Consider the following 3,400-nt stretch of genomic DNA (forward strand, 5'->3'; position numbering starts at 1 on the left):
ATCATGAAAAGGGAAAGTCAGCCCTTTGTTGTAAAATCTGATCGCGGGGACATAACGGTATTAGGCACAAGTTTTAATGTAAACAGTTACGCTCTTGAAACAGTGAAGATAACTCTGGTAGAAGGTGCAGTAGCGTTCCGATGCCCCGGTTCGCAACTGCGCCTCGCGCCAGGGGAGGCTTTAACGTATAATACCAAAACCGGTGCAAAAAAATCGGCTTTAAATGAAGATGACTTATTGTGGATGAAAGGCATGTACCGGTTAGATAACACACCCCTCGGCAATATCCGCGACCTGGTAAAAAGATGGTACAACGTGGACCTGGATTTCGAAAATCCAGCCATCGAAAAGGAACGGTTCACCGGCACCATCTTCAAAAAGGAACCACTCGAAACGTTTCTAAAAACGCTTGAACTAACAAGCGGTATTAAATATAATTATGACCAGACTCCCAATGGTTGTAATACATGTGCTAGCCCGCATGTCAGGCTGCGTGGGGGTGAGAATTAAAGAGAGTGTAACTATCATTCCCCGCGCTGTCCTTTTTTTAGTAGTAATGTAATGGCAATACAGCTAATGCTGGTATGCAGATAAATAACCAACCATGTACATTAAAAAGTTAACATAACCCGGCTAACATGGCCTGGCAACATCGCCGTGTTCTCTCTCTGATGTCGCAACTAATTAAATAACACCAAACCAATTTATCACGATGAATTATAGTGATATGAGATTTCCGATGGAAGGTTCGGACTATGAATCTCAATGGGCCTCTGGCATTACTCCTAACTTTTTGCTCGGCCACCGGATTAACGGTTTCGATGCCGAATTTATGCCGGTTCCATTCGGCTTTACCTATTCGCAACGCATGCGCGTAAAAGGTTTCTATATCCAGTCGCACCACTTTGGCGTGCAGGAAGATGCTACGGTAGTACCCTTCACCGCATTAGCCCTGGCTATTCATTACCAACTGCACGGCTACATTCCCGCCCGACTGTACGACTTGTTCTCCGTGAACCTGGCAAAAGGGGAATACAACGCTTTTGATCTCAGTGGCAAAGAACATCGGGCGGAACTGCTCACCAGTCCCTTTCTCTATCACTGCTTCCACATCGATATCGATCCAGCCATCCTGCCGTCGCTGGTACGCGATTACCCCGCCCTCCAGCCCCTGGCCGATCGCCTGGTCCGTCGCCCCGACAACATCCTGAACAAAAGGCCCCTGGTCATTTCACCAGCCACCTACCTGTTCCTGGATGCCATCAGCAACAACATCTACGAAGGAAAGATAGCGGAACACTACCTGTATCCGATCTGCGTATCTCTTTACTGCCAGTATGCCCGCCAGGTAGATATCACCGAAGGCCCGATCAGTGAGTATTTCAAAATAGAAGATATTCACCTGCTCAACTCCCTCAAAGATATGCTCCGCGACATCCGCCGTGGTGCGCACCTTGGCATCGATACCGCATTCCTCGCAAAAAAATACAACACCCCCCGCTCCCTCATCAACGCTCTTTTCATCCAAAATTATTTCATCACCGCCGACGATCTCATCACCGCCGTGCGTTTGAACACCGCGTTCCATCTCATCCGCAAATCCCGCCACCACGACGATGCCACCCTGGCCCGCCGTTGCGGCTACCACAACTACCGCCGTTTCGTCGCCGACTTCTACCAACACTTCGGCATCTGGCCCGAGGCATTGGCAAAGTTGTGATACGTATATATACGCATTCCATCCATTGTCCTAACCCCTTTTTTTAATTCATTAGACTTTACTATAGATAGAAAAATTTAGATTGAAGATTAACTGTTTTAGTTTTCACGTTGGCCCGGTACGTTTGTATCGGGCATTTTTTATAAAGAAGGGTTTTATGAATGGGAAGGGGGGATATGTTTACATCATCAGCAATAAAGCGCGAACTGTGCTTTATACAGGCGTAACCGCTGACTTATACGCACGCATTATCGATCACCGCGACAAAAAGTATCACGGTAGTTTTACGGCGCGGTATGGCGCAGGCGTATTGTTATACTATAACTTCTTCTCCTCTATAGAGGAAGCAATAGCTGAGGAGAAGCGGATCAAAGGCGGCTCCAGGCAAGCCAAAATCAACCTTATCAACGAAATGAATCCGGAATGGCGTGATTTGTTTCCTGATGTGGAAGAGTGGTAGCTGCTCGTTGTGAGGGTGCGGCCCGGCATAATGCATTCAACTGAACAATGCCAAATCCTTTTGTGTGCCTGCGTTAGCAGGCATCACCCTATTCGTCATGGCGAGGAACGAAGCCATCCTCGTGTGTAGTCTTCGCGTTAGTAAAGCATTAGGAGCCAGCGTATATTAGCATGGAGCAAAACATCTGGAATTTCGTCAGGCACGGCTATCAAGTACGTAGGCCGATAACGTTTGTCGCTCTCCTTACAACCAATTATTGCAGGTAATGATTACACACGAGGATGGCTTCGTTCCTCGCCATGACGGCCGGGGGAATGACAGTCATATCAATAATCGGAGTGCGGCAGGAGCTTGATTGATACGAAGTGAAGCAACCCGTCGCCCCAGTTCCCCCTAGAACCAACAACAGCAAAACATCACCTGTTCGCCCCTGCCCATAACGCCCCTGCAACCATCCCCGCAGTTTCAGTCCTCAACCTGGTATCTCCTAAAGAAACCGGTACAAAACCAGCTGAAAGCGCAGATGTAATTTCATCGCCCGTAAAATCCCCCTCTGGCCCGATCAATATCACACCATCACTCCCGGGGGTAATCGCATCAACAAAATGCGTCTTGCTCTCAGGTAAACAATGCGCAATAAATCGCTGCGCCGCAGGAATGCCAAGCATAGAAACAAACCCCGTAGGTTCGGAAAGTACCGGCAACCAAAATTGCTGCGATTGCAGCATCGCCGACACCAGTATGTTCTCAAAACGTTCAGCTTTGAATTTCTCGCGTTCCGTGCGATGTGTAAGAAGCGGAGTGATCGCCGTTACGCCGATCTCCACCGCCTTCTCTAAAAACCACTCCATGCGGGAAACGTTTTTAGTGAAGGCGATGGCGATGTGCAGGCCGGAGGTAACACGCGGTACGGCTTCAAAAGCGTCGATGCGCAACACCGCCTTCTTCCGGTTATCATCCGAAATAGTGGCCGTGTATTTATGTCCGAGGCCGTCGGCTAACAGCACTTTGTCGCCGATAGACATACGCAGTACCTGTATGCAGTACTTGGACGTAGGTTCGTCCATGGTGAAACTGGTTTGCGTAGTGGTGAGGCCTTTGGCGTAAAACGTATGCATGGCGCAAAATTAAAGACTTGCTTCCAGTTTTTTGGTTTTATAGTGAAAGCGGAAGAACAATAGCACAGCAGCTACCATCAATCCTATGGATAAGCCCCACCA

General features: G+C 48.5%; 4 protein-coding genes. 3 read left to right on the top strand and 1 reads right to left on the bottom strand.

Annotated elements, in window-relative coordinates; all coding sequences use genetic code 11:
* The 3 genes from QZT80_RS18955 to QZT80_RS18965 all read left to right on the top strand — a co-directional run.
* A partial coding sequence (locus tag QZT80_RS18955; RefSeq protein WP_295125685.1) for a FecR domain-containing protein occupies positions 1 to 510 on the top strand: 510 nt, incomplete at its 5' end.
* A gap of 217 nt (positions 511 to 727) precedes the next feature.
* Positions 728 to 1,720, top strand: a complete 993-nt coding sequence (locus QZT80_RS18960) for a helix-turn-helix domain-containing protein (RefSeq protein WP_295125688.1) — start codon at positions 728 to 730, stop codon at positions 1,718 to 1,720.
* A gap of 157 nt (positions 1,721 to 1,877) precedes the next feature.
* Positions 1,878 to 2,180, top strand: a complete 303-nt coding sequence (locus tag QZT80_RS18965; RefSeq protein ID WP_295125691.1) for a GIY-YIG nuclease family protein — start codon at positions 1,878 to 1,880, stop codon at positions 2,178 to 2,180.
* Between the two features lie 416 nt (positions 2,181 to 2,596).
* Here the strand turns inward: QZT80_RS18965 and QZT80_RS18970 are convergent, their stop codons facing one another.
* Complete coding sequence (locus QZT80_RS18970) at positions 2,597 to 3,298, bottom strand: 16S rRNA (uracil(1498)-N(3))-methyltransferase (protein WP_295125694.1); 702 nt, start codon at positions 3,296 to 3,298, stop codon at positions 2,597 to 2,599.
* Positions 3,299 to 3,400: the final 102 nt, after the last annotated feature.

The organism is uncultured Chitinophaga sp., assembly GCF_902168175.1.
Taxonomy (GTDB): Bacteria; Bacteroidota; Bacteroidia; order Chitinophagales; family Chitinophagaceae; genus Chitinophaga.